At 70.7% G+C, this 21,962-nt stretch carries 14 protein-coding genes and 1 tRNA gene; 8 read left to right on the top strand and 7 right to left on the bottom strand.

The window, feature by feature from the left end; genetic code table 11:
* Window positions 1–2: 2 nt before the first annotated feature.
* From ACFWNN_RS09590 to ACFWNN_RS09580, 3 genes are read left to right on the top strand one after another with little or no spacing between them, the layout of a single operon-like run.
* Window positions 3–155, top strand: a complete 153-nt coding sequence (locus ACFWNN_RS09590) for a hypothetical protein (RefSeq protein WP_382439448.1) — start codon at window positions 3–5, stop codon at window positions 153–155.
* A gap of 4 nt (window positions 156–159) precedes the next feature.
* Entirely contained in the window at window positions 160–657 is a 498-nt protein-coding gene (locus ACFWNN_RS09585) for a hypothetical protein (RefSeq protein ID WP_382439447.1), read from the top strand.
* Between the two features lie 15 nt (window positions 658–672).
* Complete coding sequence (locus ACFWNN_RS09580; protein ID WP_382439446.1) at window positions 673–2,217, top strand: AAA family ATPase; 1,545 nt, start codon at window positions 673–675, stop codon at window positions 2,215–2,217.
* Between the two features lie 189 nt (window positions 2,218–2,406).
* Here ACFWNN_RS09580 and ACFWNN_RS09575 read toward each other — a convergent pair whose 3' ends face one another.
* Window positions 2,407–2,991: a hypothetical protein gene (locus ACFWNN_RS09575; protein ID WP_382439445.1), complete on the bottom strand. Its 585-nt coding sequence runs from the start codon at window positions 2,989–2,991 to the stop codon at window positions 2,407–2,409.
* Window positions 2,992–3,415: 424 nt separating this feature from the next.
* Here ACFWNN_RS09575 and ACFWNN_RS09570 point away from each other — a divergent pair, with 424 nt between their 5' ends.
* Window positions 3,416–5,620 (top strand): hypothetical protein, encoded by a 2,205-nt coding sequence (locus tag ACFWNN_RS09570; protein ID WP_382439444.1) that lies wholly within the window; start codon window positions 3,416–3,418, stop codon window positions 5,618–5,620.
* Window positions 5,621–5,849: 229 nt separating this feature from the next.
* Here the strand turns inward: ACFWNN_RS09570 and ACFWNN_RS09565 are convergent, their stop codons facing one another.
* Window positions 5,850–6,230: a hypothetical protein gene (locus ACFWNN_RS09565; protein WP_382439443.1), complete on the bottom strand. Its 381-nt coding sequence runs from the start codon at window positions 6,228–6,230 to the stop codon at window positions 5,850–5,852.
* Between the two features lie 183 nt (window positions 6,231–6,413).
* A complete protein-coding gene (locus ACFWNN_RS09560; protein ID WP_382439442.1) occupies window positions 6,414–6,536 on the bottom strand; it encodes a hypothetical protein in 123 nt (40 codons plus the stop codon).
* Between the two features lie 55 nt (window positions 6,537–6,591).
* Between ACFWNN_RS09560 and ACFWNN_RS09555 the strand changes: the two genes are divergently transcribed.
* The 4 genes from ACFWNN_RS09555 (at window position 6,592) to ACFWNN_RS09540 (ending at window position 8,053) form a co-directional block, all read left to right on the top strand.
* Window positions 6,592–6,662: transfer RNA gene (locus ACFWNN_RS09555), tRNA-OTHER, on the top strand.
* Window positions 6,631–6,756: a hypothetical protein gene (locus tag ACFWNN_RS09550; protein ID WP_382439441.1), complete on the top strand. Its 126-nt coding sequence runs from the start codon at window positions 6,631–6,633 to the stop codon at window positions 6,754–6,756. The genes ACFWNN_RS09555 and ACFWNN_RS09550 overlap by 32 nt, the downstream gene beginning before the upstream one ends.
* Entirely contained in the window at window positions 6,753–7,541 is a 789-nt protein-coding gene (locus ACFWNN_RS09545; RefSeq protein WP_382439440.1) for a hypothetical protein, read from the top strand. The genes ACFWNN_RS09550 and ACFWNN_RS09545 overlap by 4 nt, the downstream gene beginning before the upstream one ends.
* A 179-nt stretch (window positions 7,542–7,720) precedes the next feature.
* Window positions 7,721–8,053, top strand: a complete 333-nt coding sequence (locus ACFWNN_RS09540; protein ID WP_382439439.1) for a hypothetical protein — start codon at window positions 7,721–7,723, stop codon at window positions 8,051–8,053.
* 4 nt (window positions 8,054–8,057) lie between these two features.
* On the opposite strand, the gene ACFWNN_RS09535 is transcribed toward ACFWNN_RS09540, so the two are convergent.
* The 4 genes from ACFWNN_RS09535 to ACFWNN_RS09520 are packed head-to-tail and all read right to left on the bottom strand — an operon-like array spanning window position 8,058 to window position 21,896.
* Window positions 8,058–8,444 (bottom strand): VOC family protein, encoded by a 387-nt coding sequence (locus ACFWNN_RS09535; RefSeq protein WP_382439438.1) that lies wholly within the window; start codon window positions 8,442–8,444, stop codon window positions 8,058–8,060.
* Window positions 8,441–8,746, bottom strand: a complete 306-nt coding sequence (locus tag ACFWNN_RS09530) for an ArsR/SmtB family transcription factor (protein WP_382439494.1) — start codon at window positions 8,744–8,746, stop codon at window positions 8,441–8,443. Before ACFWNN_RS09530 ends, ACFWNN_RS09535 begins: the two co-directional genes overlap by 4 nt.
* Before the next feature lie 47 nt (window positions 8,747–8,793).
* The gene (locus ACFWNN_RS09525) at window positions 8,794–13,182 is read right to left on the bottom strand and encodes a ricin-type beta-trefoil lectin domain protein (RefSeq protein WP_382439437.1); all 4,389 of its coding nucleotides are present in this window, start codon (window positions 13,180–13,182) and stop codon (window positions 8,794–8,796) included.
* Between the two features lie 20 nt (window positions 13,183–13,202).
* The gene (locus ACFWNN_RS09520) at window positions 13,203–21,896 is read right to left on the bottom strand and encodes a LamG-like jellyroll fold domain-containing protein (protein WP_382439436.1); all 8,694 of its coding nucleotides are present in this window, start codon (window positions 21,894–21,896) and stop codon (window positions 13,203–13,205) included.
* Window positions 21,897–21,962 lie beyond the last annotated feature (66 nt).

Below are 21,962 nucleotides of genomic sequence, written 5' to 3'. Positions count from 1 at the left end.
CCATGCCCGGCCCGGCACACAGCCAGGAACAGCAGCACCCGAACCAGCAGCCCGTCGCGCGGCACGGCGTCTCCGAACAGGACATCGCCGTGCAGCTGCCCGCGTGGGACCTCCTGCCTCCCGCGGAGTTCCTCGACCGACACCGCCGGCGGTAGCCCGATGCGGAACGTTCCCGGGCCCTACGCGGACTGGCGCGCGTGGCTCGACGCCTTCGGCGAGGGCACCGACCTGCCGTCGGACCACCTCGCGCCGATCGGCGAGCAGATGGGGCCGCACGTGCAGGAACGGGTGCTGCGGCACGTCGCCGAGGCGTTCTCGCGCCGGCAACGCCGCTGGGCGGACACGTTCCAGCGCGATCTCGGCGCCATCAGCGGGGATCCGGTGCACGCGCTGGCCGCGACGCTGACGAGCGCCCGCACCCGGCTAGCGCCGTTGCGCAGGTTCTGCGCCTCGCCCGCCATGTCACCGGAGTTGCGCGAGGAGCTCACCAGCGCCCTGAACGAAACCCTTCGGTCGTCGCAGCAGAGCCTCGACGACTCGGTCCGGCACGCCCCGATCGCGTTGCAGGCCGTGGTGCGCGAGAACCGCCTGACGACCGCACCGCCCCCTCCCCCGTCGCCCGGCAGGCAGAGCCCCGGCCGGCGCGTGATCATCTGACCATCGGAGAACCACATGCCCAACGGAGCGGAGACCAAGGCCCGCGTCGAGTCGTACCTGCTCGCCCGGATCCCGTTCGTCTCCATCCGGACCGTCGAACGCGCCCGCGTGCTGGACGCGCTCGGCGAGCTGGCCCGCGAGAAGCAGCTCGACGTCCTGGTGCACACGCTGAGTCAGGGGCTGCGCGACCTGCGGACCAGGACGACGATCAGCGAGGACAAGTCGTTGCTGGGCGCGCTCGACCTCGCCGGCGAGTGGTTCCAGTCGAGGTCCAACCTGACGATCGTCTTCACGGACGTGCAGCACCTCTCCGACGACAACGACGTCGCCCGGCGGTTCGCCGACCTGGCCGCCCTCGCCGAGGAGCACGGCGGCTGCATCGTGATCATCACGTCCGACCCGGTGTGGAGCACGTTGCAGCGCATGGGCATGTCCGTGCGCCTCGACCTGCCGGACTTCGACGAGATGCACCAGGCGATCCGGGAGTTCCTCCGCCCGTACGCCACCGACATCCGCATCGAGTGGAACCCGGCGGACTACGAGCAGGCGGCGTCCATCCTCGCCGGCGTGACCAAGACCGAGGCGCTGAACATCCTCGCCACGTTCGTGGTGAAGAAGGAGATCACCAAGGCGGACCTCGTCCAGCTGAGCCGTGCCAAGGACTCCATCTTCAGCGAGCTCTCCGGCATCGAGCGCGTCGAGCTGCGCCCCGGCGAGTACGAGGTGGGCGGCCTCAACGGACTGCGGCAGTGGCTCGACCGCAAACGCGACCTGCTCACCATGGACCTGCGCGACCGGGGCATCCGCGCCCCGCGAGGCGTGCTGCTCGTGGGCGTGCCGGGCTGCGGCAAGTCGTTGTCCGCCAAGACGATCGCCTCCGACTGGCAGCTCCCCCTCTACCGCCTCGACATGGGCTCCGTGCTGGGCGCGTACGTCGGCCAGTCGGAGAAACGCCTGCGCGAGGCACTGGCCACCGCCGACACGGTCGCCCCGTGCGTCCTGTGGATAGACGAGATCGAGAAGGGCCTCGCCGGCTCCGGCACCGACTCCACCGGCGTCACCACCCGCCTGGTGGGCCAGTTCCTCTACTGGCTGCAGGAGTCGCGCGCGCGGGTCTTCGTCGTGGCGACCGCGAACGACGTCCGCTCCCTGCCCCAGGAACTGCTGCGCAGCGGCCGCTTCGACGACATGTTCTTCGTGGACCTGCCGGAGCCCGACGAGCGGCGCGAGATCATCTCGATCTACCTGCGCAAGTACCTGCGCACCCCGGTCGAGCCGGACCTCGTGGAGGAGCTCGTCCGCATCAGCGACGGCTTCGCGGGCTCCGACATCCAGTCGGCCGTGACCGAGATCTGCCACGAGGCCATCCGCGTCGGCGACCAGAACGTCGGCAGGGACTACTACCTGAGCTGCTTCCGCAACGTCGTCCCGCTGCTGCGGTCCGCGCCGGAGAAGGTCGAGGAGATCAGGCAGCTGCGCGACCGGGCGATCCCGGCGTCAGGCCGCACCCGTCCCGCGGTCGTCGAGTCGGCCGCGAGCCGCCGGGTCGTGCTCGGCTGACCGCGGCACCAGGCATCGGCCGCGCGTTTTCCCAGCCGATGATCCGGGCCGTCCAGCCGGTCTGGTGTGCGATCCCGGTGCGCCGGAGACCAGGTAGGCGATGCGAGGCACGTGTTCCCCTCCCGCGCCGGGCCCGTCATCGCGCCCGGCGCCGTGGGATTACATCGCAAAATGGCCCGCCGGGCACCCTCAGGCGCGGGCGATCGGGTGCAGGAACGGCAACGTCGGGAGGCGGTGCGGACCGTAGAGGAAGCTCGACATCAGGACCACCAGCCAGGGCACCTGGGGCCCGGCGAGCTGAAGCGGCTCGGCGCCGTCGAAGATGAGGTAGCAGACGCCGTTGAGCATGTCCGCGTTGAAGTCCACGACGGCCGGATACGCGAATCGCAGCCACTGGCCGTGCACGAAGCACATGACGCAGTAGTTCGTCACGATCACCCTGGCCAGGCAGTGTTCTCGCCATTGGGCCGCGGCCAGGTTCTGCGCGCGGTTCTTGGCGCGACTGTTGCTCACCGCGGTGGCCGCCATGCCCGCCGCCACGAACAGCGCCGACCCGAAGAACATGCTGTCGGACCGCTGGTAGGTGACGTCCATGCCGTAGTAGCGGGCGTAGCGGAACGGGAGGTCGCAGTAGGTCGCCTCACCGGGCGCGAGCAGCAGGGACGTGCTGACCTCGTCCGGCACACCGCCCGCCACGATGTGCCGGTACAGGTGCACCGCCGCGTTCCAGGACGCGGCCCACTCGGGATTCGCCGGCAACGGCTCGAGGGTCATTAATCCATACCTCGCTGATCACATGTTTCCTCGTCGAGCTGGAATACGACGAAGCGAGCACCGCTAAAGCGTCAGTTCCCCAGCCCCACTGCCACTGTCGCACGGTCCACATCAGTTGTTACGGCCGCACCGGAGATCGACACCATGCCGCGTGAACTGGTCCGGATCAGGTCATACCGGTCCTGTCACGACCCTTCGACGGCATTTCACACGATCAGGTGACGAATTCGCGTCCACTCAGAAATGTCCATGACCACTATTACGTCCACTTCGAAGTTCTCATTGATGCATCCGCGCCGGGCGTGCAAACATTCGCATCCGAACAGCGAGAGGCGCGCTTTCCAGCGCAGGATCCGCCGGTCGCCAGAACCTCGAGCACGGAGGACGTCAACGGGTGTCGCACACCAGTCGCAGGATCAGTGCAGTGCTGGAGCGAAGACAGGTCCAGCTGCCGTTGGTGGACCACGAGATCGCCAGGTGGAACAAGATCACCGAGCTGCTCGCCCGGCTGCGTCCGTTCGGTGTGGACGATCACGCGCTGGAGCGGGCGGGCCTGCTCGACGCCGATCTCGCCGACCTCGCCGGGCTCGCGGCGGAGTCGATCGTCCTGCTGGGACGCGTGCGCTCGCGCGTCTCGCGGCGCACGGTGAACATCGGGGTCAGCGGCCAGGCGCGCAACGGCAAGAGCACCCTGCTGCGCTCGCTCTCCGGGCTGGGCGACGACCAGGTCCCGACCGGCAAGGGCCGTCCGGTGACCGCGGTCCGCAGCCGGATCTTCCACTCGACCGAGCACCACCACGCCCGCCTGACGACGCACACCGAGTCGTCGTTCCTGGACGAGGTGCTCTACCCCTACTACGCCGAGTTCGGTGTGGTCGCCGCGCCTTCGAGCCTCGGCGAGTTCACCGCGCTGCCCGACGTGCTGTCCGACACCGCGCTCGCGGACCGGCTGGCCGCGGACCCCCGGACCGGTCCCCTGCTGGCGCGGCTGCGCGAGATCCACGCGAGCGCCCACACCTGGCTTCCGTTCCTGACCGGCGCGGCCGTCGACGTGCCGCTCGCCGACCTGCGCACCTGGGTCGCCTACCCCGCCGAGGAGTCCGCCGACCCCGACCGCCGCTACCTCGCGGTGCGGGAGGCGGTGATCCACTGCCCGTTCCCCAGGACCGACGCCGTCGCCATCGGCCTCATCGACCTGCCCGGTCTCGGTGAGCTGACGCCGCGCGCGGAGGAACGCCACATCGCGGGACTGCACAACGACGTCGACCTCGTGCTGATGGTGAAGTGGCCGACCGACACCAACGCGCTGTGGACCACCGCGGACGCGATGGCGATGGACCTCGCGAACAAGGCGCGGGGCGCCGCCGCGATGCGCGACTTCGCGATGATCCAGGTGAACACCGGCCTGTGCGACCCGGCGAACGTGGCGGCACTGCGGGCCGACCTGTCCGAGCGGGTCAACAACCGCACCGCCGAGGCGTACTTCCGCGTCCTGGAGGCGGACGTCGCCGATCCGGAGATCGTGCGCGAGGCCGTGCTCGACACCGTGCTCGACCACCTGGCCGACGCGTTGCCGAGGATGGACGCCGCGGTGATCGGCGACGCGATGGAACGCTGCGCGCGCAATCGGGACACCATCGTCGAACGGGTGCGTGCGGCGCTGCAGGCGATGCGCAAGGTGGTCACCCACACGCCCAACGAGACGCTGGTCATCCTCGCGCGGTCGTTGCAGGCCGAGCTGGCGCAGTCGTTGCAGGGGTGGATCGCCGGCCTGGAGGACCAGGCCTCCCGCGAGGACGTGGGCGACAGCTTCCTGTCCCGCGCGCAGGAGGTGCGGGCCGACATCCGGGCGTGGATCGACGGTGGTTTCGGCGACGGCCCCGAACACTGGCAGGAGCTGGCCGTCCAGGACTTCAGCCGCAAGAAGGCCTCCCGCCCGTTCGCCGCGGCCGCGCTGAACGGCGTCCGGGTCGAGCTGGCCCGCAGGCTCGCCGCCGTGGACGACGTGCTGCTGGCCAGGCGAGCCGAGTTCTGGGCGAGCCTCGTGGCCGCGCTCGGCCGGCTCGGGGTGCTGTGCGCGGACGAACGCGACCCGCACACCGCGCTGACCCGGCTGGTCGACGTCCTGCGGGAGCTCCCCGAGCCGTGCCCGGCCACCGTGGAGGCGTTCGAGTTCGTCCTCGACGTGCGCCTGGACTTCCGCACCCTGGTGCTCCCCGACGTCCGCGACGCGCTTCAGCTGCTCTACCCCGAACCTCCCGGCGAGGACGGGGTGCACATGGCGTCCCTGCTCGGTGTCACCCACGACGCCAAAGGTGCTTCCCTTCTCTACCAACGGGTCACGCAGCTGGCGCGGCAGGGCGTGCACGACAGCGGACGGGTGATGACCACGATCCCCGAACGCGCGGCCAAGGTGCTGCTGGCGTTCGCCGAGCAGTTCGAGGACGCGCTCATCCGGGGCAGGGAGGCCGAGCACGAGCTGGCGCGGGTGGTCGACGCGTTCCGGGACCAGATGTGGCCCGTCGAGGGCAAGGCCGACGCCGCCGTCGGCATCGGGTTGCAACGGCTGCGCGGGGTGCTCGCGGAGCTGAACGCCACCCTCTCCGACGAGTGGGAGGTGGCGGCGTGACCGAGTCCTTCAAGGCCGCGATGGTGGGTCCGAGCTCGGTGGGCAAGACGACCCTCCTGTCGGCGATCCTCTCCCAGACCCAGACCCTGCTGGCCGGCACGCCGATCGAGGTGGCCGCCGACGACGAGACCAACCGCAAGCTCGCCGCCAACCGCAAGGACCTCGCCAAGGCGCTGGCCGCGGAGGAGTTCGAGGCCGCCGCGCTCACCAGCACCCAGCGGGTGACGAACTACGACGTGCGGCTCCGGTCGGTCGACGTGCCCTCGCTGTCGGTGCCGTTCTCGATCCTCGACTTCCCCGGCGGCTGGCTCGACCCCGAGGTGCGGGCCGACTCACCGCTGGGGAGCGCCCAGTGGCCGCAGTGCGTGGAGCACATCCAGCAGAGCATGATGCTGGTGGTGCCGATCGACGCGGCCGTGCTGATGGAGACCTCGACCGGCAAGGAACGGGCGGCGCGGGTCGTGCGACTGGGCCTGACCGAGGTCGTCGAGGTCGTGCGCAGGTGGGCGCAGCAGCGCAACCAGGTGCCGGAAGAGCCCGCGATCCTCGTGCTCGCACCGCTCAAGTGCGAGAAGTACTTCTCCGACAACGGCCGCGACACCGGCTTCACCGGCCGCGAGCTGGCCGCCGAGGTCCGCGCCGTCTACGAGGACGTGCTCGACGCGGCCCGCGAGCAGGCCTCCGCACGTCCCATCAGGATCGTGTACGCCCCGATCGACACCTACGGGTGCGTCGAGCTGATGGAGGCGTTCTGGGAGCCGGCGCCCGACGGGGACCTCAAGCTCACCACCCGCTACCGGTTCCGCGGAGCGCCCCCGAAGATCTCGATCCGGGCGGCGTCGACCATCACCCAGGAGCTGTGCCAGGCGATCGTCGCGGCGCGCAGGGCCGAGGAGGAGGCGAACCGCGCGGGCACCAGGCGCAGTGTCGACGACCTGACCGGGCGGCGGGACCAGAAGAAGGGGTTCTTCGGGACGTTGCGCTACTACGTCAGCGGCGAGGCGTCCAAAGTGGACGCCGGTATCGAGTCCGGCACGTCCCGCCTGGCCCTGATCGAACGGCGGCACTGGCAACTGGCCGCCGCGCTCGAGGCGCTCGCCGCGCACCAGCACGACGACAGAGTGGAGATCTGGTGAACCGGACGCAGGTCACCGCCGTGATCACGCGCGGTCTGACCAAGGACTACGGCTACCTGGGTGCGCGTGGGGACGAGTGGTGGGCCGAGGCGGCGAGCTTCGTGGACGTGGACGAGCCCGCCGTCATCGCGTCGCGCGACGCCGACGGCCTCCGCCTGCTGGTGAGCGGCATCCCGTCCGCCCGCAGGGACTCCGCGCACCGCCGGATCCGGGTCACCCTGGTCCTCGCGGGCGACGACCGGCCCGACGTGCTCCGCACGCTCGTCCGCACCGTGCTCGACGACGCCTGCCGCGCCGACGCCGGCGCCAGACTCGACGCCGTGCTCCCCGAGTCCGCGGTCGAAGAACTCCTCGGTGACCGAACGCGCCCGATCGCCGACCTGGGCGACGCCGTGCTCGACGCCCTCGCCCCGTCGCCGAGCACGCCCCACAGCGCGCGCAGGGACCTGCCCCACTCGTGGGTGGGAGCCGTGCACGACGAGGAGTCGACCGGCCGGTTCCTCGGGAGGTTCGACGCCCTGCTCGCCGGCGAGGCCGACGGGTACGCCCTGGCGACGCACCAGGTGGTCAGCGCGGAGGGAGCCACCCGCGCGGCGGCGGCCCTCGGCACGGACACCGCCGTCCTGACGCTCAGCGAACACTCGACGGTGACGGGCGTGACGCGCCTGGGAAAAGCCGGCAGGCCGGACCCCGTTCCGGCCACGACGCGCCCGACCTCGAAGGTGCTGGTCGCCGCAGCCGCGCTGGTGCTCCTGGTGGTGGCCGTGGTGATCTGGCTCCGCTGACCCTGCGCGTCCCGCTCACCTTCGACGTCGAGCTCTGGCACGCACCCCCGACGCTCCAGGGCGCCCTGCCGGACGGCACCGGCTTCGCCGGACGGTTCCTCACCGCCGAGCAGCTCGCCGACGGCAGCGCACGAGCCGAACTGGACCTGTGGCTCGCCAGGACCACGATCCCGGACCCCTTGCCCCACAACGGCGACGTCCCCGGCATCCGCCTGACCGCGGTCGTCCCGCCACCGCTGGCCGACCGGGTGCTGGCGGCGGCCGGCGGACTGCCGTGGACCGACGACGTGCCGCCCACCCGCACACCGATCATCACGCTCTCGATCGACCTCGACGACGTCCCCGCCGTCCTGCGGAGCACACTCCGCATGGCCTTCGAGCTCGGCCAGGCCACCTGCCTCCAGGTCGTCCGGATCATCAGGACGGTGCTCGACGGCGAGATCGGATCACCGCTCCACACCACCGGAGCACGGGCACCGGAACCCGTGACCGGATCGCGCCCGGAGACGTGACGGCTCAGCCGTGCTGGACGATCTGGATCAGGTTGCCGCAGGTGTCGTCCAGCACCGCCGTGGTGACCGGCCCCATCTCCAGCGGTTCCTGGGTGAACCGGACCCCGAGCCCGGTCAGCCGCTCGAACTCCTTGCGCACGTCGTCCACCGCGAACTGGGTGGCCGGGATGCCGTCCTCGACCAGCGCCGTCTTGTACGGCCGCACGGCGGGGTGGCCGTCGGGCTCCAGCAGCAGTTCGGTGCCGTCGGGGTCCTCCGGTGAGACGACGGTCAGCCAGCGGTCCGCGCCGATCGGCACCTCGGTCTTCTTCACGAAGCCGAGCACGTCGGTGTAGAAGGCGAGCGCCTTGTCCTGGTCGTCGACGAAGACGCTGGTCAGGTGGATCTTCATGAGGTGCCCTCCGGCGGTCTCGGCCTGAGCCATCGGGTGACGACGTGCTCAAGCGGTGCGGTGTCGAGGTCGTGGAACTTGTAACGGCCCTCGCGGCGCGAGCGGACCAGACCCGCCTGCTCCAGCACGGCCAGGTGCTGGCTCACGGCCTGCCGGGTGAGGCTCAGCCCGTGCTTGGTCAGCAGGCGTGTGCAGATCTCGAACAGCGTCTGCCCGTCGCGTTCCGTCAGTTCGTCGAGGATGCGCCGCCGGTTCGGATCGGCCAGCGCCTTGAACAGCTCCTCTTCCACGACACCCACCATAGGCAAGTGACGGCTTGCCTGCAAGCCGTCACTTGCCTATCGGGCGATCAGCTCGCTCTGAGCGGGATCGCCCAGCGCTGCTGCGGCGTGCCGACGCAGTCCCAGAGCTGCATCTTCGCCCCGTTCTCCACGCTCGCCGACTGCACGTCCAGGCACCGCGAGGCCTCGACGTGCACGAACGTGGCGTTCGGGCGGACCGCCCACTGCTGACTGTTGCCGTTGTGGCAGTTCGCGATGACGGTCGGGGTGCCGTTGGTCAGCGCGCTGACGTCGAGGCAGGCGCCCATCGACCGCGCCGAGCCGTCCCCGATCGCCGCCCACACCTCACCGGGCGGGCTGAAGCACTGCCACAGCCACACCACGCCGTTGGCCGGGTTCTCGCCCTTGACGTCGGCGCACTTGCCGCCGTTGCCGACGATGCTGCCGGTCCACAACGACTGGGCGCTCATCCGCCACACCTGGTTCAGCCCGCCCGAGCAGTCCTGAATGGACTGACCGGAGCCGTTGACCAGACCCGAGGCCGTCAGGCACCGGCCCGACACCGGGTTCACGACGGAACCGTCGGTGCGGGCCTGCCACTGCTGGTTGGCGCCGCCGTTGCAGTCGAAGATGTTCACCGCGGTGCCGGCGGCCGTGCCTCCGTTGAAGACGTCGAGGCACTTGCCGCTGCTGGTGATCCTCCCGTCACCGGTGACGGCCCACTGCTGCGCGGAGTTGCCGTAGCAGTCCCACGACTGCGCCTTGTTGCTGCGCGAGTCGTTGTTGGCGATGTCCAGGCAACGGCCGGAGGCACCGTTGACGAAGGCGCCGATCTGGCCGTGCTGGTCGGGCAGTCCCCACACCTGGTCGGACCGCGAGGTGCAGTCCTGCAGCTGCAGGGCCGCGCCCCGGTCCGAGGTGGTGGGCGTGAGGCAACGGCCGGAGCGGACGTTGACGACCGCGCCGTCCGGGCGGACGACCCACTGCTGGTAGTACTCCGGGTTGCACGCCACCAGCACGACCGGGGTGCCGGCCGCGGTGCCCTGGTTCTGCGCGCCGAGGCACCTGCCGACGTTCGTGATCAGCATGTCGACGGTGGTGGTCCAGCGCTGGTTCGGGAAGCTGTTGCAGTCCCACACCTGCACCTGGCCCGCCGCCGGGTCGTTGCCGACCACGTCGAGGCAGCGGCTGTTGATGCCCTTGATCTCGCCGTTGCGCACCGCCGTGTTGTTCTTCACGCGGAGGTTGCGCAGGTACGACGTGCGGAAGGCGCCGTCGTTCTGCACGCCGATGAAGCTGTTCGCGAACGCCCGTCCGGCCGCGGTCACGGTGTGGCGGTTGATCTCCTGGCCGTCGAGTTTGACGATCACCGTGTTCCACGCGACCGTCACCTCGACCGCGTGCCACTGGCCGGGTGCCGGGGCAGGGCGGGTGATCGGCTTGCCCGGCAAGATCGAGCCCATCGTGTCGTCGGTGGACAGGTCGACCTCGACGCCGTTGTCGCGCGGGACCGCCGGGTTGGTGCCGGGGTCCGGGAACATGACGAACAGGCCGCTGTTGACGCCCGTCGAGTTGCCCTTCCAGTCGAACTTCACCGTGTAGTCGTTGCCGAACGAATGCGCGGCGTACCAGCTGATGTCGGTGCCCTCGGTGGTGGCGAGCTCACAGCCGGACGAGCCGACGGACGTACTGCCCGCGACCCGCCACGCGGACAGGTTCGTCTCCGCGCGGCCGTCGAACATGCTGGTGTAGCCCGCTTCCCCGGTCGGCAGCGCGCACGCGCCGTCGTCGGTGAACCTGGCGCCGCCCAGGAAGTAGCCCTGCGCGTCCAACGCCACCTGCGCGTTGCCGCGCTCGTTGCGCACGGCCACCTTGCCGCTCGCGCCCAGCGGTGCGAGCACGGTCGTGGACAGCCGCTGCCGTTGCCTGGTCGCGATGTTCGTGACCGGGGACCACGCGCTCTCCCCCGGCGACACGGACAGCTCGGTGCCGAGCGCGTCCTCCGCGACCGACGGCATCAGGACGGCACCGGTGGCGTTGGCGGGAACTCCGGCGAGGCCGGTGACCTGGAACCGGGTCGTCTCGCCCTGGCCCAGCGCGGCGTTGTCGGCGATCCGGGTCGGCTCGTCGAGCGGCACGTACTTCGCCCCGTCACCGGGACCGAACCAGCCGGCGACGTCGAGCAGCACGTGCGAACGGCCGGAGGCGTTGCGAATCCGGATGTTCCCGTCCTCGGCAATGGCGACGATCGACGCGTTCGACCGGCGTTCGTTGCGGTTGACGCTCAGCGCCGTACCACCGTTCTCGGTCGCGAAGATCCCCATCGCGGTGCCCTGCGTCGACTCCACCGAGGTGAGGCTGACCGCGACCGCCGTGGCGTTGTCCGGCACACCGTTGGCACCGCGGGCCTTCACGGTGATGACCTCGCCCGCGCCGAGCGGCGTCGAGCGCGGGCTGCCGTTCAGGCCGCGGGTGTCGAGCACCCGGACCGGGCTGTGCTGCGGGAAGTAGCTCGACGCGCTGTTCTCGCTGAAGTAGCCGAGCAGGTCGACGTTGTCGAACACCGGCCCGGCGCCGGCGCGCAGCCGGATCGCGCGGTCCTGGCCGACCTTGGCGATCACCAGGGCGTTGACCCAGCCGTCGCCGGGCTGCACCCGCACGGTCGTCGCCTTGCTGGTCGACTGCGCCGGGTTCTCCGGGAACACGTCGAGGCCGCTCGGCACGTCGGCGGCACCGGACGCCGGGTTGGTGCGCACGGAGACGTTCAGCGCCACGGCCGTGGTGTCACCGGGGATGTCCGGAATGGGCAACGTGAAGATCTCGCCCGCCGTGAACGCCTTGCCGTGGATCGTCGCGATCTTGGGGAACGGCGTGTACCCGTTGCCCTTCACGACCGGCACGGTGTCCGGGGTGCCCATCGCGAGCACGCCGGTCCCCCACTGGTTGTCGGACTTGCGCGGGTTGGTGCGGGTCTGCAACGCGCTCTGGATCTGCCCGGGGTCGAGCTGCGGGTTCGCGGACTTGAGCAACACCGCCGCGCCCGCCACGTGAGCTGCCGCCGTGGACGTGCCCGCGAGCTGCTGCGGGCCGTAGGTGGAGGTGCTGACCTTGGTGAACCCGGTGATGTCCGGCTTGGACCTGCCGTCGATCGTCGGGCCCTGGCCGCTGTAGCCCTCGACCGTGCCGCTGCCCGGCTGGGTCGCGCCGACCGCCATCACGTACGGCGAGGTGGCCGGCTCGGTCACGCTGCCGGCAGGAGTGTTGTACTGCAACGGATCGCTCGGCCCGGACACGAACAGGTCGAGCCGCGTCGTGAACTTCGCGGTGTGGTTGCGGACGTAGAGGTAGTAGAACTGCGCGGCGCCGGTGTCGTTGGTGAACGTCACCTCCTCGGTCGGGCGCGCACCTCCCGCGACGTCGCGCTGGTTGGTCGTCGAGGCCGCCTTGATCGCGGTGTCGGCGGGGTCGCTCGGCACCTTCGGCTGCTTCATGACGTAGAGGTCGAGGTCCTCGTTCGTCTTCGGCCACGCGTCCCACTTCAGCGCCACGGTGGCGGTCGCGCCCGCCGCGAGGTTGAAGCCGTTGTTCTGCGCGGTGCCGTCGAACTCGACGTACCCGTTGCCGTTGGCGTCGACGGCCTTGCCGGCGAAGTGCGTCCTGGCGAGGTTGCCCGCCGCCACCGACCACGTCACCCCGGCCTCGCGGGCCTTGCGGACCACGTCGGCGGGGCTGCCCGGCTCACCGGTGCCGTCGCCGCGGCCGGAGCTGAGGAACCCGATCGCGGCCGTGATGACCTGGACTCCCTGCTGCTGCAACCACTCCGTGGCCGCCTGGAAGTCCAGCGGGCCGTCGATGCACGCGAGGAACAGCTGGGCGTCCGGGGCCATGTCGTGCACGACCTCGGCGATCGCCGTGCCGTGGTCGTCGGACCTCGTCACGTCGTGGCAGCCGTTGTTGTTGACGGCGATGCCGGCCGGCAGTTCGCCTTCCTGCTGCGCCTCGTCCAGGCGGGCGAAGCCGACGTCGATCACGCCGACCTTGACGCCCTGGCCCTTCTTCCCGTCGGCGATCCACCCGGCGGCACCGGAGGCCTGCACGCCCTCGGACGTGATGGCCATCGGGACCGCGCGTTCCGGCCGCTTCAACTCGACGACGGCCTGCTCCTCGCCCAGCGCGGCCACCTGGTCGGCGGGGACGGCGATCTGGGCACGGGTGCCCTGAGCACCGGTGACCTCGCCGCCGTGCTTGGCCACCGCGTCGCGGACCGACTTCTGGTCGCGGCCGTCGACGTAGAGCAGGACCTTGCCGTCGCGGTCCTTCGGGGTCGCCTCGCCGGGTCTCGGGTCGGCGATCGCCTGTGGGACGTCGGCCGTCGCGACCGCCGGAGCGGTCACCAGCCCGGACAGTCCCAGCGCGACCCCAGTGGCCAGTGCGGCCACGCGCTGTCGGGTTCTCACTGTTTCTCCCATCATCGGTTTCAGATCCCGTTCGCGCCGGCGGGGTTCTGACATCGCGGCCGTGGCGCGTACTTGTCCCACTTCTCCCTGGTGTAGAGATCTGTGTTCGGGATGATCTGCACGCACAGGAATCCCTTGTCCCCCACCGCGTAGAGGCTGATCGACGAGGGAATCGCCGTGGTCGCGTTGTCGTACTTGGCGACGACCCGGTAGTAGACGCGCTGGCCCTGGTACCCCACGGCACGCGCGATGTCGTTCTCCACGTCCCGCATCACCGGCGTGTTCGACTTCTCGTACTGCGGAACGATGTTCTCCACCTCGCGGCTGCCGTGGAACTGGTGGCCGATCAGGTGGCCGCGGTGCATGCCGGGCAGGCGGCCGACCGGGTCCTTCGGTCGCTTGCGCTCCTCGCCGTTGGTCTCGGTGAGGCACACCTCGCCGCCGGTGGCGCGTTCCGCCGGGCTGCCCTGGTAGGTGAACGCCTCCATCGGGTCGTTGTAGGCCTCGTCGGTGTCCACGGTGGAGTCACCGTCGAGACAGCCCTCCTCGTCGGGCTTGCGCTTGGGGCCGCCGCCGAAGACGAACGGCAGTGCCAGACCGGCCACGTCGACCAGGGCCTGGAGTCCCGTGCTGACCGTCGTCACCGCGGTCGCCCCGGCCGACGTCACCGCGGTGGCGGCGTCGACGAGCGCCGCGCCGATGTCCGTGATGAGGGTCAGCGGGTTCGTCGGGTCGTACGAGCCGGGCGGGTTGATCACGGTGTGCCCGGCAGGCGGCTTGGGGATGCCCTTGTGCAGGTCCAGCCACCAGCGCGGCGGGGGCGGCGGAGCGGGCTTGGTGATCGGCTTCGGCCTGCCGCCGGGACCGGTCGGCTTGCCGCCCTTGGTGCCGGGCACCGGCGGCGGTGGCGGTGGCACGTAGCGGCGGGCGTCGCAGCCGCCGATGTTGTACTTGCAGTTGCCCATGCGCAGATCACCGGCGTCGCCCTGCTTGTTGCACCGGTAGTACCAGCACTCGGCGTTCTGCACGGGGCTCGCGCTGCAGACCATCTCGTCGAAGATGAAGCCGATCACGGTGCCGGCCTTGATCGCGCGCTTCACCCAGCGCTTCGCCGTCCTGACCCCCGAGCCGCCACCTCCGAGGTCGCAGACGTCCTGGATCCAGTCGTGACCGGACGGGTCGGTGCCCGAGAGCGGGCTCGCGTTGCCGTAGGCGAAGCGGTTCGCGGCGGCCGAGGGCGACGGGTCGAGCGTCCAGTCGTCGCGGCTCGCGAACGTCCCGGTGCCCGGCTGGTACCAGCGCGCGGCCATGTTGACCGCGCCGGTGTCGCCGTCGGTCCAGCCGCCCTGGTAGCCGACCGTGGACGTGTCCCCGGACGACGCCGTCACGCTGCCGAACGGGTCGAACGCACGTTGCCCGTCGACGGTGTTGCCGAGGTAGCGGCCGACCACATCTCCGTGGCCGTCGGCGAACAGCATCCTGGCCGTGCCGCTGCCCTTGTCCGCGAAGGCGGTCCCGTCCGGCAGGCGGCTGACCGTGCGGGTGCCGTCGGTCACGGTCTCGTTGGTCTGGGCCAGGTACTGGAAGTTCGTGCCGTTGCGCGACGACACCCGGTCCAGCGAGTCGTAGTCGTACTTGGCCGCGCCCATCGACGTCAGGCGGTCGAACGCGTCGAACGCCGAGGCGTTCGCGTTGCCGTCCTTGGTGACCGAGGACAGCGTGCCGCGTGCCGTGTAGGTGTACGTGGCGCCGTCACCGGTCTTCAGCCGGTTCCGCTCGTCGTAGGAGAACGCCCTGTCCCCCGCCGACGTCCGGTTGCCGGAGTCGTCCCAGCCGTAGGCCGTGGTCCTGCCCGCCGGGTCGGTCCACGACGTGAGCCGTCCGGCGCCGTCGTACCCGTACCCGTTGGCGCCCTTGGCGGTCAGCTCGTTGTCGCGGTCGTAGCCGTAGGTCGTGCCGAGCAGGACCCGTGGCGGCACGCCCGCGTCGATCGTCTGCTCGACCTTGTCGGAGGTGAGGCGGCCGAGCTCGTCGTAGCCCAGGCGCCGCACGGTCTTGCCGCCCAGCGCGCGGTCCGCGATCGAGGCCGGGCGGCCGGCCTGGTCGTAGCCGTAGTCGACGGTGCGGCCTGTCAGCCCGTCCGCCATCGACGTCAGGCGGCCCGCCTTGTCGTAGCCGAACGTCGCCGTGCCGCTGGCGTCCGTGCGGGTCGCGACCGTGCCGTCGCCGTTGTAGGTGAACGTGGTCGAGCCGCCAGGGCCGCGCGCGGTCAGCAGGTTGCCGCGGTCGTCGTAGCGGTAGAGGTCGTCTCCCGCCGCCGCCAAGCGACCTGCGGCGTCGTAGCCGAACGTGCGGTCCGCCGTCGGTGCCTCGGCGCCGGATCCCTTCTCCCGCTTCACCCTTCCCTGCGCGTCGAACTCGCGGTCGACGGCGACGCTGCCCGGCTTGACCAGCTTGATCGCCTGGCCCGCCGCGTCGTAGGACGTGGTCCAGGCGCCGCCGCCGGGTTCGACGACGGACTCCGGCAGGCCCCAGGACGTGAAGGTGTACGCGGTGGCGTTGCCGCGCCCGTCCACGTACCGGCTGCGGTTGCCGAGCTTGTCGTAGCCGGTGGTGGTGACGATCTGCTTGGTGTCGCTGACCTTCTCGGTCTGCTGCACCTGACGGTCGAGCGTGTCGTACCCGTACGTCACCGTGCGGCCCTCGGCGCTGACCGTGGCGACGATGTTGTCGTTGGCGTCGTAGTCGGTCCGGGCGGCCCGCTTCTCCTGCCCTCCGACGGACTGCGCGACGCGCACCGCCCGGCCGAGCAGGTCGTAGGACGTGGTGGAGGTGAGCCCGAGGGCGTCGGCCACCGTGCTCCGGCGACCGGCGATGTCGTAGCCGTAGGTGGTGGTGCGCTGGGTGGCGTCGGTCGTGGAGGTCACCTGGCCGGCGGCGTTGTAGGCCGCGGTCGAGGTGAAGTTCTGCGGGGTGGTGACGGCGACCGGGTTGCCGGCGTCGTCGTAGTCGGTCCTGGTCGTGTAGAAGAGCGTGCCGCCCGGCGTGCGGTCGGCCTGGGTGGCGGTCAGCCGCCGGCCCAGCTCGTCGTAGGTGAACGTGGTCTGCGCGCCGCTCGCGTCCGTCCGGCCGGTCAGCTCGCCGTTCTTGTCGTAGCGGGACGTGAGCACCGTCGGCTGGTCACCGACCTGCGGCAGCGTCTCGGTGAGCACGCGGCCGTACGGGTCGAAGGTGCGCGTGGTGATCCGGTTCAGCGCGTCGGCCGACTTGACCGGGTTGCCCGCGCGGTCGTACTCGGTGCGCGACCCTGCTCCCTTGATCGGGACGCCGCCGGGCGGGGTGTACTCGGGCAGCTTCGCCCCGGCCGCACGCCCCATCGGGTCGCGGTCGGTCGTGGTGACGCCGCCCGCGCCGTCCCTGGTGTGGGTGGTGTCGCCGAACGTGTTGTAGCCGACCAGTTCGGCGCGGGTGAACGAGGCCGTGCGGGTGCCGGCGACCCAGGCCTCGGCGGCCGGGCTCGTCGTGCGGGTGAGCCGTCCGGCTAGGTCGTGGTCGTAGAAGGTGGTGATGCCGCGGCGGTCCGTCGTGCTGCGCGGCAGTCCTCGTTCGTCGCGGTCGACGCTCGTGGAGAACGTCGTCGAGGCGTCGAGGAACGCGTCCTCGCGCACCAGCCTGCCCTCGGGGTCGTAGCCGAACGTCGTGGTCTCGACCCGGTTCGGGTCGGCCGCGCCGCGCAGCTCGGAGCGGATCACGTTGCCGTCGAGGTCGAACTGGTCGGTGGTCACGCGGTTCAGCCCGGCCGGGTCGAACGCCGTCGTCACGACGTTGCCCGCCGCGTCGTGGGCGAACGTCGTGCGCCGCCCGCCCGCGGTGGTCCGGTCGGTCAGCTGTCCCGCCGGGTCGTAGCCGCGTTGGTCGAGCTTGACGTCGCGGCCCTGCACCTTGCGGGTCGTGCCTTCGAGCAGGTCGTCGTCGTAGTAGCTGTAGGAGGTCAGGCGGCCCATGGCGTCCGTGACCGAGGCCAGGCGTCCGGCCGGGTCGTAGGCGCGGGCCTCCAGGGTCATGGTGGTCGCGGCGGGGTCCTCCGGGTTGACGCCGGAGCCGGTCGCGACGCGGGACAGCAGCCTGCCCAGCTCGTCGTGGCGATCGGTCCACGAGGTGCCGCGGACGTCCTTCACCACCTCGGTGAGGGTGTCCGGGTAGCTGCGCTCCTCGACGCCGCCGTCCGGGAACTCGGTGCGGCTCAGGCGGTCCGCGCCGTCGTAGGCGTACTTCGTGGTGCGGGTCGGGTCACCGCCGGTGGCATCGGAGACGGCGGTCTCCAGCAGGTTGCCGTTGCCGTCGTAGCGGTGGGTGGTGACCCTCGTGTGCGTGACGCCGGTGACCTCGTTGCGGATCGCCGGTTCGGTGACCTTCAGGACCTCGGAGCGGGGCGTGTACTCGTAGGTCGTCGTGCCCAGGTCGCCGTTGCCGCTGTTCAGCGACGACACGGCGACCTGCCGCCCGAACGCGTCGTAGCCGTACCTCGTGCGCAGCCCGGTCGGTCCGGTCAGCTCGTCGAGATCACCGTTGGCGCGGTACGAGCGTTTCGTCAGCTGGCCTCGCGCACCGGTCTCGGTGAGCAGCAGACCTGCGGGCACCTTGCCACCACCGGCGGCGTCCTCGGCGCCCGTCGAGTACCCGGTGTTCTCCGTCGGCGCGACGGTCTGGCCTGCCGGGACCGGGTAGGCGACGCGCACCGGCCGTCCGGCGGCGTCGTAGGTGTAGCTGGTGCGGTAGCGGGTGTCGGCCGGGCCTGAGGACCGTGCGTCCGAGGCGGACTCCAGCTTGTCGCGGCGCGGGTCGAGCACCACGTCGGACTTGACGTAGGTGAAGTAGGCCGTGTTGCAGGACTTGTCGGTGCGACAGGTCTTGCGGCTCAACATGTTGCCGCGCTCGTCGGTGGTCTGCTCGGTCCGGTGGCCGTTCTCGTCCACCACGGCGGCGGGGAACCCGGCGACGTTGTACTCGTACCGCACCACGTCGTCGCCGTGCGCCCGCGAGGTCAGCCTGCCGCCGTTGTCCGCGTCGAAGGTGTAGACCCAGTCGCCGTAGCCCGACGGTCCGCGCACCTTCGCGGTGCGCACGGAGTCCTGCAGGACCGGCGTCTCGACCGTCCACACGCGACCGAGGTGGTCGGTGAGCGTGCGCACCCGGTCGTGGATGTCGTCGTAGCTCACGGCGGCGAACCGGCGTTCGTCCTGCGGCAGCTTGATCTCCGTGAGCTGCTCGGTGGCGGCGCCGGCTCGGAAGTGCGTGGCGGCGGCGAGCGAGCCGAGGGTGTTCTGGTAGAGCGCCACCTCGTCGATGGCGCCGGCGAAGTAGAAGTCACCGCCGTTGGTGGCGGGCCAGTCCTTGGTGTTGCCCGCGCCCAGGGTCAGGCGGCCCTGCCGGCGGTGGTCGACGAACCCGAGCAGTTCGCTGCCCGTCGGCACGCCGTCGAGGTACATCCGCTGCCGGTCGATCGCCGCGGACAGCACCACGTGGTGCCACTTGCCGTCGTCGACCTGTTGCGTGCTGACGATCTGGCGCGGTCCGCCGGTGTCGCGCAACGAGAAACCGCCGTACAGCAGGCCGTCCGTGCCCACGTACAGGATCGGAGTCGACCTGCCCGGCGCAGCGGGGAACGACTCGTCGGCGTAGCTCAGGAGCGTGCCCTGGGCGTCGGTCTTGAACCACAGCTCGGCGGCCAGGGACATGGTCGAGGTGGTGAGCTGCTCCGGCAGCGTCACGTAGCTGCTGCTGCCGTCGAACGTGCCCGCCTTGTCGGCCGTGCCGGCGATCCCGCCCGCGCCGCCGAGCAGGACGCCGTGCTGCTGCCCCGCGTCCGCGCCGGCACGCCGGGCGACCGCGTTGCCGAACGTCGAGCCGCTGGTCTCGCCGAGCCGCCAGTAGCCGCGCGGGGCGTTGTCCAGCACCGTGCTGCGGTAGTGCGATCCCTGCTGGTAGCCGTACGTGGTGCAGTTCGGTGCGGCGCCGGGCGCGCAGGCCTTGGTCAGCTTGTCGCCGTCGTAGGTGTAGGTCCACGTCTGGTCGCCGCCCGCCGTGACGGACGTGACGTGCGCGCCCTGCCAGGTCATCCTCAGCGACCGCTTGCTCACGTCGTTCGTGATCGTCGTGACGCGGTCGGCGGTGTCGTAGGTCAGCGTCTCGGTGAGGCCTGCCGGATCGGTGATCGTCACCAGCCTGCCGAGGTTGTCGAACGTCCAGCGGCTGCCGGAGACGTCGCGCATCGTGTAGGTGGCGGTGTCCGTGCGGTACACCAGATCCACGTTCTGGCCGAGCGGGGAGACGTAGCCGCCGTCGGGGTTGCGACCGAAGCGGACCTGCCGCCCGGTCGGGAACGTCAGCACCTCGTTGCCCGAGCGGTCGTCGTCGTGCCGGAGCCGCATGTCGAGCCGGGACGCCCAGCCGAGGCCGAACGCGGTGTCGCGGCGCGGGTCGAGGCTGTTGTAGGTGCGGGTGATCGTGAGGTCGGGGCCCACCGTCGATACGGCAGCGTCGGTGGCGACCGTGGAGTAGTTGCCGATCTGCGGGTCGACGCCGGGCGCCTCGGTACCGTCGGGGTTGCCCGCGAGGTGCGAGGTGATCTCCGGCTGGTGCACGCGGGTCGTGAACGACAGGCGCACGCCGTCCTTGACGCTCACCCAGAACGGCGTCTCGTTCACGGTGTCGAAGACCTTGACACCCCAGAAGTAGGTGCGGCCCCAGAACAGGCCGGGTGGCGCGTACGACTGGGCGGTCCAGCCGGACTCCTGGCAGTCCTTGGTCAGGTCGGGGTCGGAGCAGACGCGGAACTTGTAGGTGAAGCCCTTCTTCGGCCAGTCGTCCGGGTCCACGCCCTCGGCGTAGAGCGTCGGTGTGAGCGTCTCCACGACCGCGCCCGCACCCGGTTGCTGCAGGTTCGACGTGGGCGGGACGTTGCTGACCTTGAGCGCGAACTCGCCGTACGGCACCTGGTAGGCGACGAAGAAGTCGTTGCCCTGCGGGTTGAACATCGTCAGGAAGACCCGGTAGTCGCCGGGGGTGAGCGGGTCGATCGGCACCTCGAACGTCTGCGTCTGCATCGGCGCGACGGTGGCCTTCCAGCCGCGCGCGGTCCGGACCTTCGTGCTGCCCTGCAGGATGATGTAGCCGAAGTCGAAACCGTTGGACGGCATCCACGTGGTGGAGCCGAGGTTGGTGACTTTGGCGGTGATCTTGCCGGCGGTCGCGGCCGTCGGCAGCGTCACGGCCGTGACCTCGAACGCCACGCCCTCCGGGGAGTACCGGACGTCGAGGAACGGCGGGTTGGGCGAGTTCGCCGAGCCGAAGCGCATGCCGTTGGGGTCGGCCTCGTCGCTCGACCGGAGTGAGAGGCCGTGCTGCAGCGCGGTGCCGTGCGACCACCGGGACATCAACTCGTACGGCAGCGGGATGGCCTCACGCGCGGAGGTCGCGCAGCCGGGGCCGCCGTGGGCGAAGGCCTTGCTCGCGATCGCCTGACCGACCTCGGCGCCGGGCCAGTTCGTGCCGCCGTTCCACGGGCTCGTGACCTCGTACACCGAGACCGAGCGGGCGGCGCAGGTGGTGGACTGGACGTTCCACAGGTTGAGAGAGGCGCCAAGGACGTACTGGTTGCGCAACGAGCTCTGGGCGCCACCGAAGTGCAGGTACGACCTCGCGAGCCCGCCGGCCATGAACCCGGTGCGCAGCTCGTCCGAGTCGTCCCTGGTGGTCTGGCCCCTCTGCACGAACTTGTCGTCGAGGTCGGCGTTCGGCTGCGCCGCGGACGGGTCGACGACGACCGGGTAGGCCCGCGCGGGATCGCGCAGCCAGGCCTGGTCCAGCTCCACTTTCAGCTGCCAGCGATTGTCTGTTTTGGACAGTCCATAGCGGATGCCGTCGGAGCGCGCCCCCTGGGCGTCGTCCATGAAACCGGACGGCACGACGCCGATGACCTTCTCGCCGTCGCGCAGCTCGATCGCGCCCGACTCGGTCAGCTTCGGTTCGAGGCCGGTGAGACGCAGCGAGAACGTGTAGCTCGGTGAGACGTCCGGCCGGGCGAGGACGAGCTCCTCCTTGAGGCCGGTGCGCTGGGCGGTGAGGCGGAGGTCGACGCCGCCGTGCACCTGCGGGTAGGTGATCGACGCGGCGGCGACCTGGCCGCGCACGTCCGCGGCGCCGTCGAGCGTGAACTCCATGCGGTGCTTGTCGTCGAACGCGATGGTGGTGATGCCGGTGCCGGTGTGCCCGAAGCCGAGTTCGACGGCGCTGTTCTTCGGTTCCCAGCGTCCGTCGCGGTCGGTCAGCGCGAGGTCGATCGGCGCCCACGAACCGTCGGGCCGGCGAGCGTTGTTCGGCGCGGAGTGCAGCCGCAGCGTCCGGGTGCCGTCCGGGTTCTGGAACGTCTCGGTGGTGGCGGTGCGGTCACCCGTGCGTTCGCGGGCGGCGGGATCGATGGCCGGGATGTCCGTTCTGGCGGCCAGATCCGGTTTTGTCTGGTGCGGTGCCGCCACATCGGGCTGCGGGTCCGCTGTGGACGGTGCCACGCGGTCCGCGACCGCTCCGGCCGGTCGGGGTTGCTCGCGAACGGGGCCGGCGAGCGTCGTTCCGGTCTTGCCCGCCCGGTGCTCGACGCCGTCCGCCGTGCCGCTGACCTGTTCGGGAGCCGTGTCCGACGCACCGAGCGGCACCGAGCCACCGGACAAAAAGGATCTCGGTACCGAAGCAGTCGAAACGGATGCCACCAAAGCAAGAAC

The sequence above is a fragment of the Lentzea sp. NPDC058450 genome, assembly GCF_042721395.1.
GTDB lineage: Bacteria > Actinomycetota > Actinomycetes > Mycobacteriales > Pseudonocardiaceae > Lentzea.
Note: the sequence above shows the minus strand (reverse complement) of the source record. Positions and strands in the feature narration are given on the sequence as shown.

Coding starts and splice junctions, on each gene's coding strand:
- ACFWNN_RS09530 (WP_382439494.1), bottom strand. CDS start 8,746: ATGGTGGGTGTCGTGGAAGAGGAGCTGTTCAAGGCGCTGGCCGATCCG.
- ACFWNN_RS09585 (WP_382439447.1), top strand. CDS start 160: ATGCGGAACGTTCCCGGGCCCTACGCGGACTGGCGCGCGTGGCTCGAC.
- ACFWNN_RS09590 (WP_382439448.1), top strand. CDS start 3: ATGCCCGGCCCGGCACACAGCCAGGAACAGCAGCACCCGAACCAGCAG.
- ACFWNN_RS09575 (WP_382439445.1), bottom strand. CDS start 2,991: ATGACCCTCGAGCCGTTGCCGGCGAATCCCGAGTGGGCCGCGTCCTGG.
- ACFWNN_RS09580 (WP_382439446.1), top strand. CDS start 673: ATGCCCAACGGAGCGGAGACCAAGGCCCGCGTCGAGTCGTACCTGCTC.
- ACFWNN_RS09535 (WP_382439438.1), bottom strand. CDS start 8,444: ATGAAGATCCACCTGACCAGCGTCTTCGTCGACGACCAGGACAAGGCG.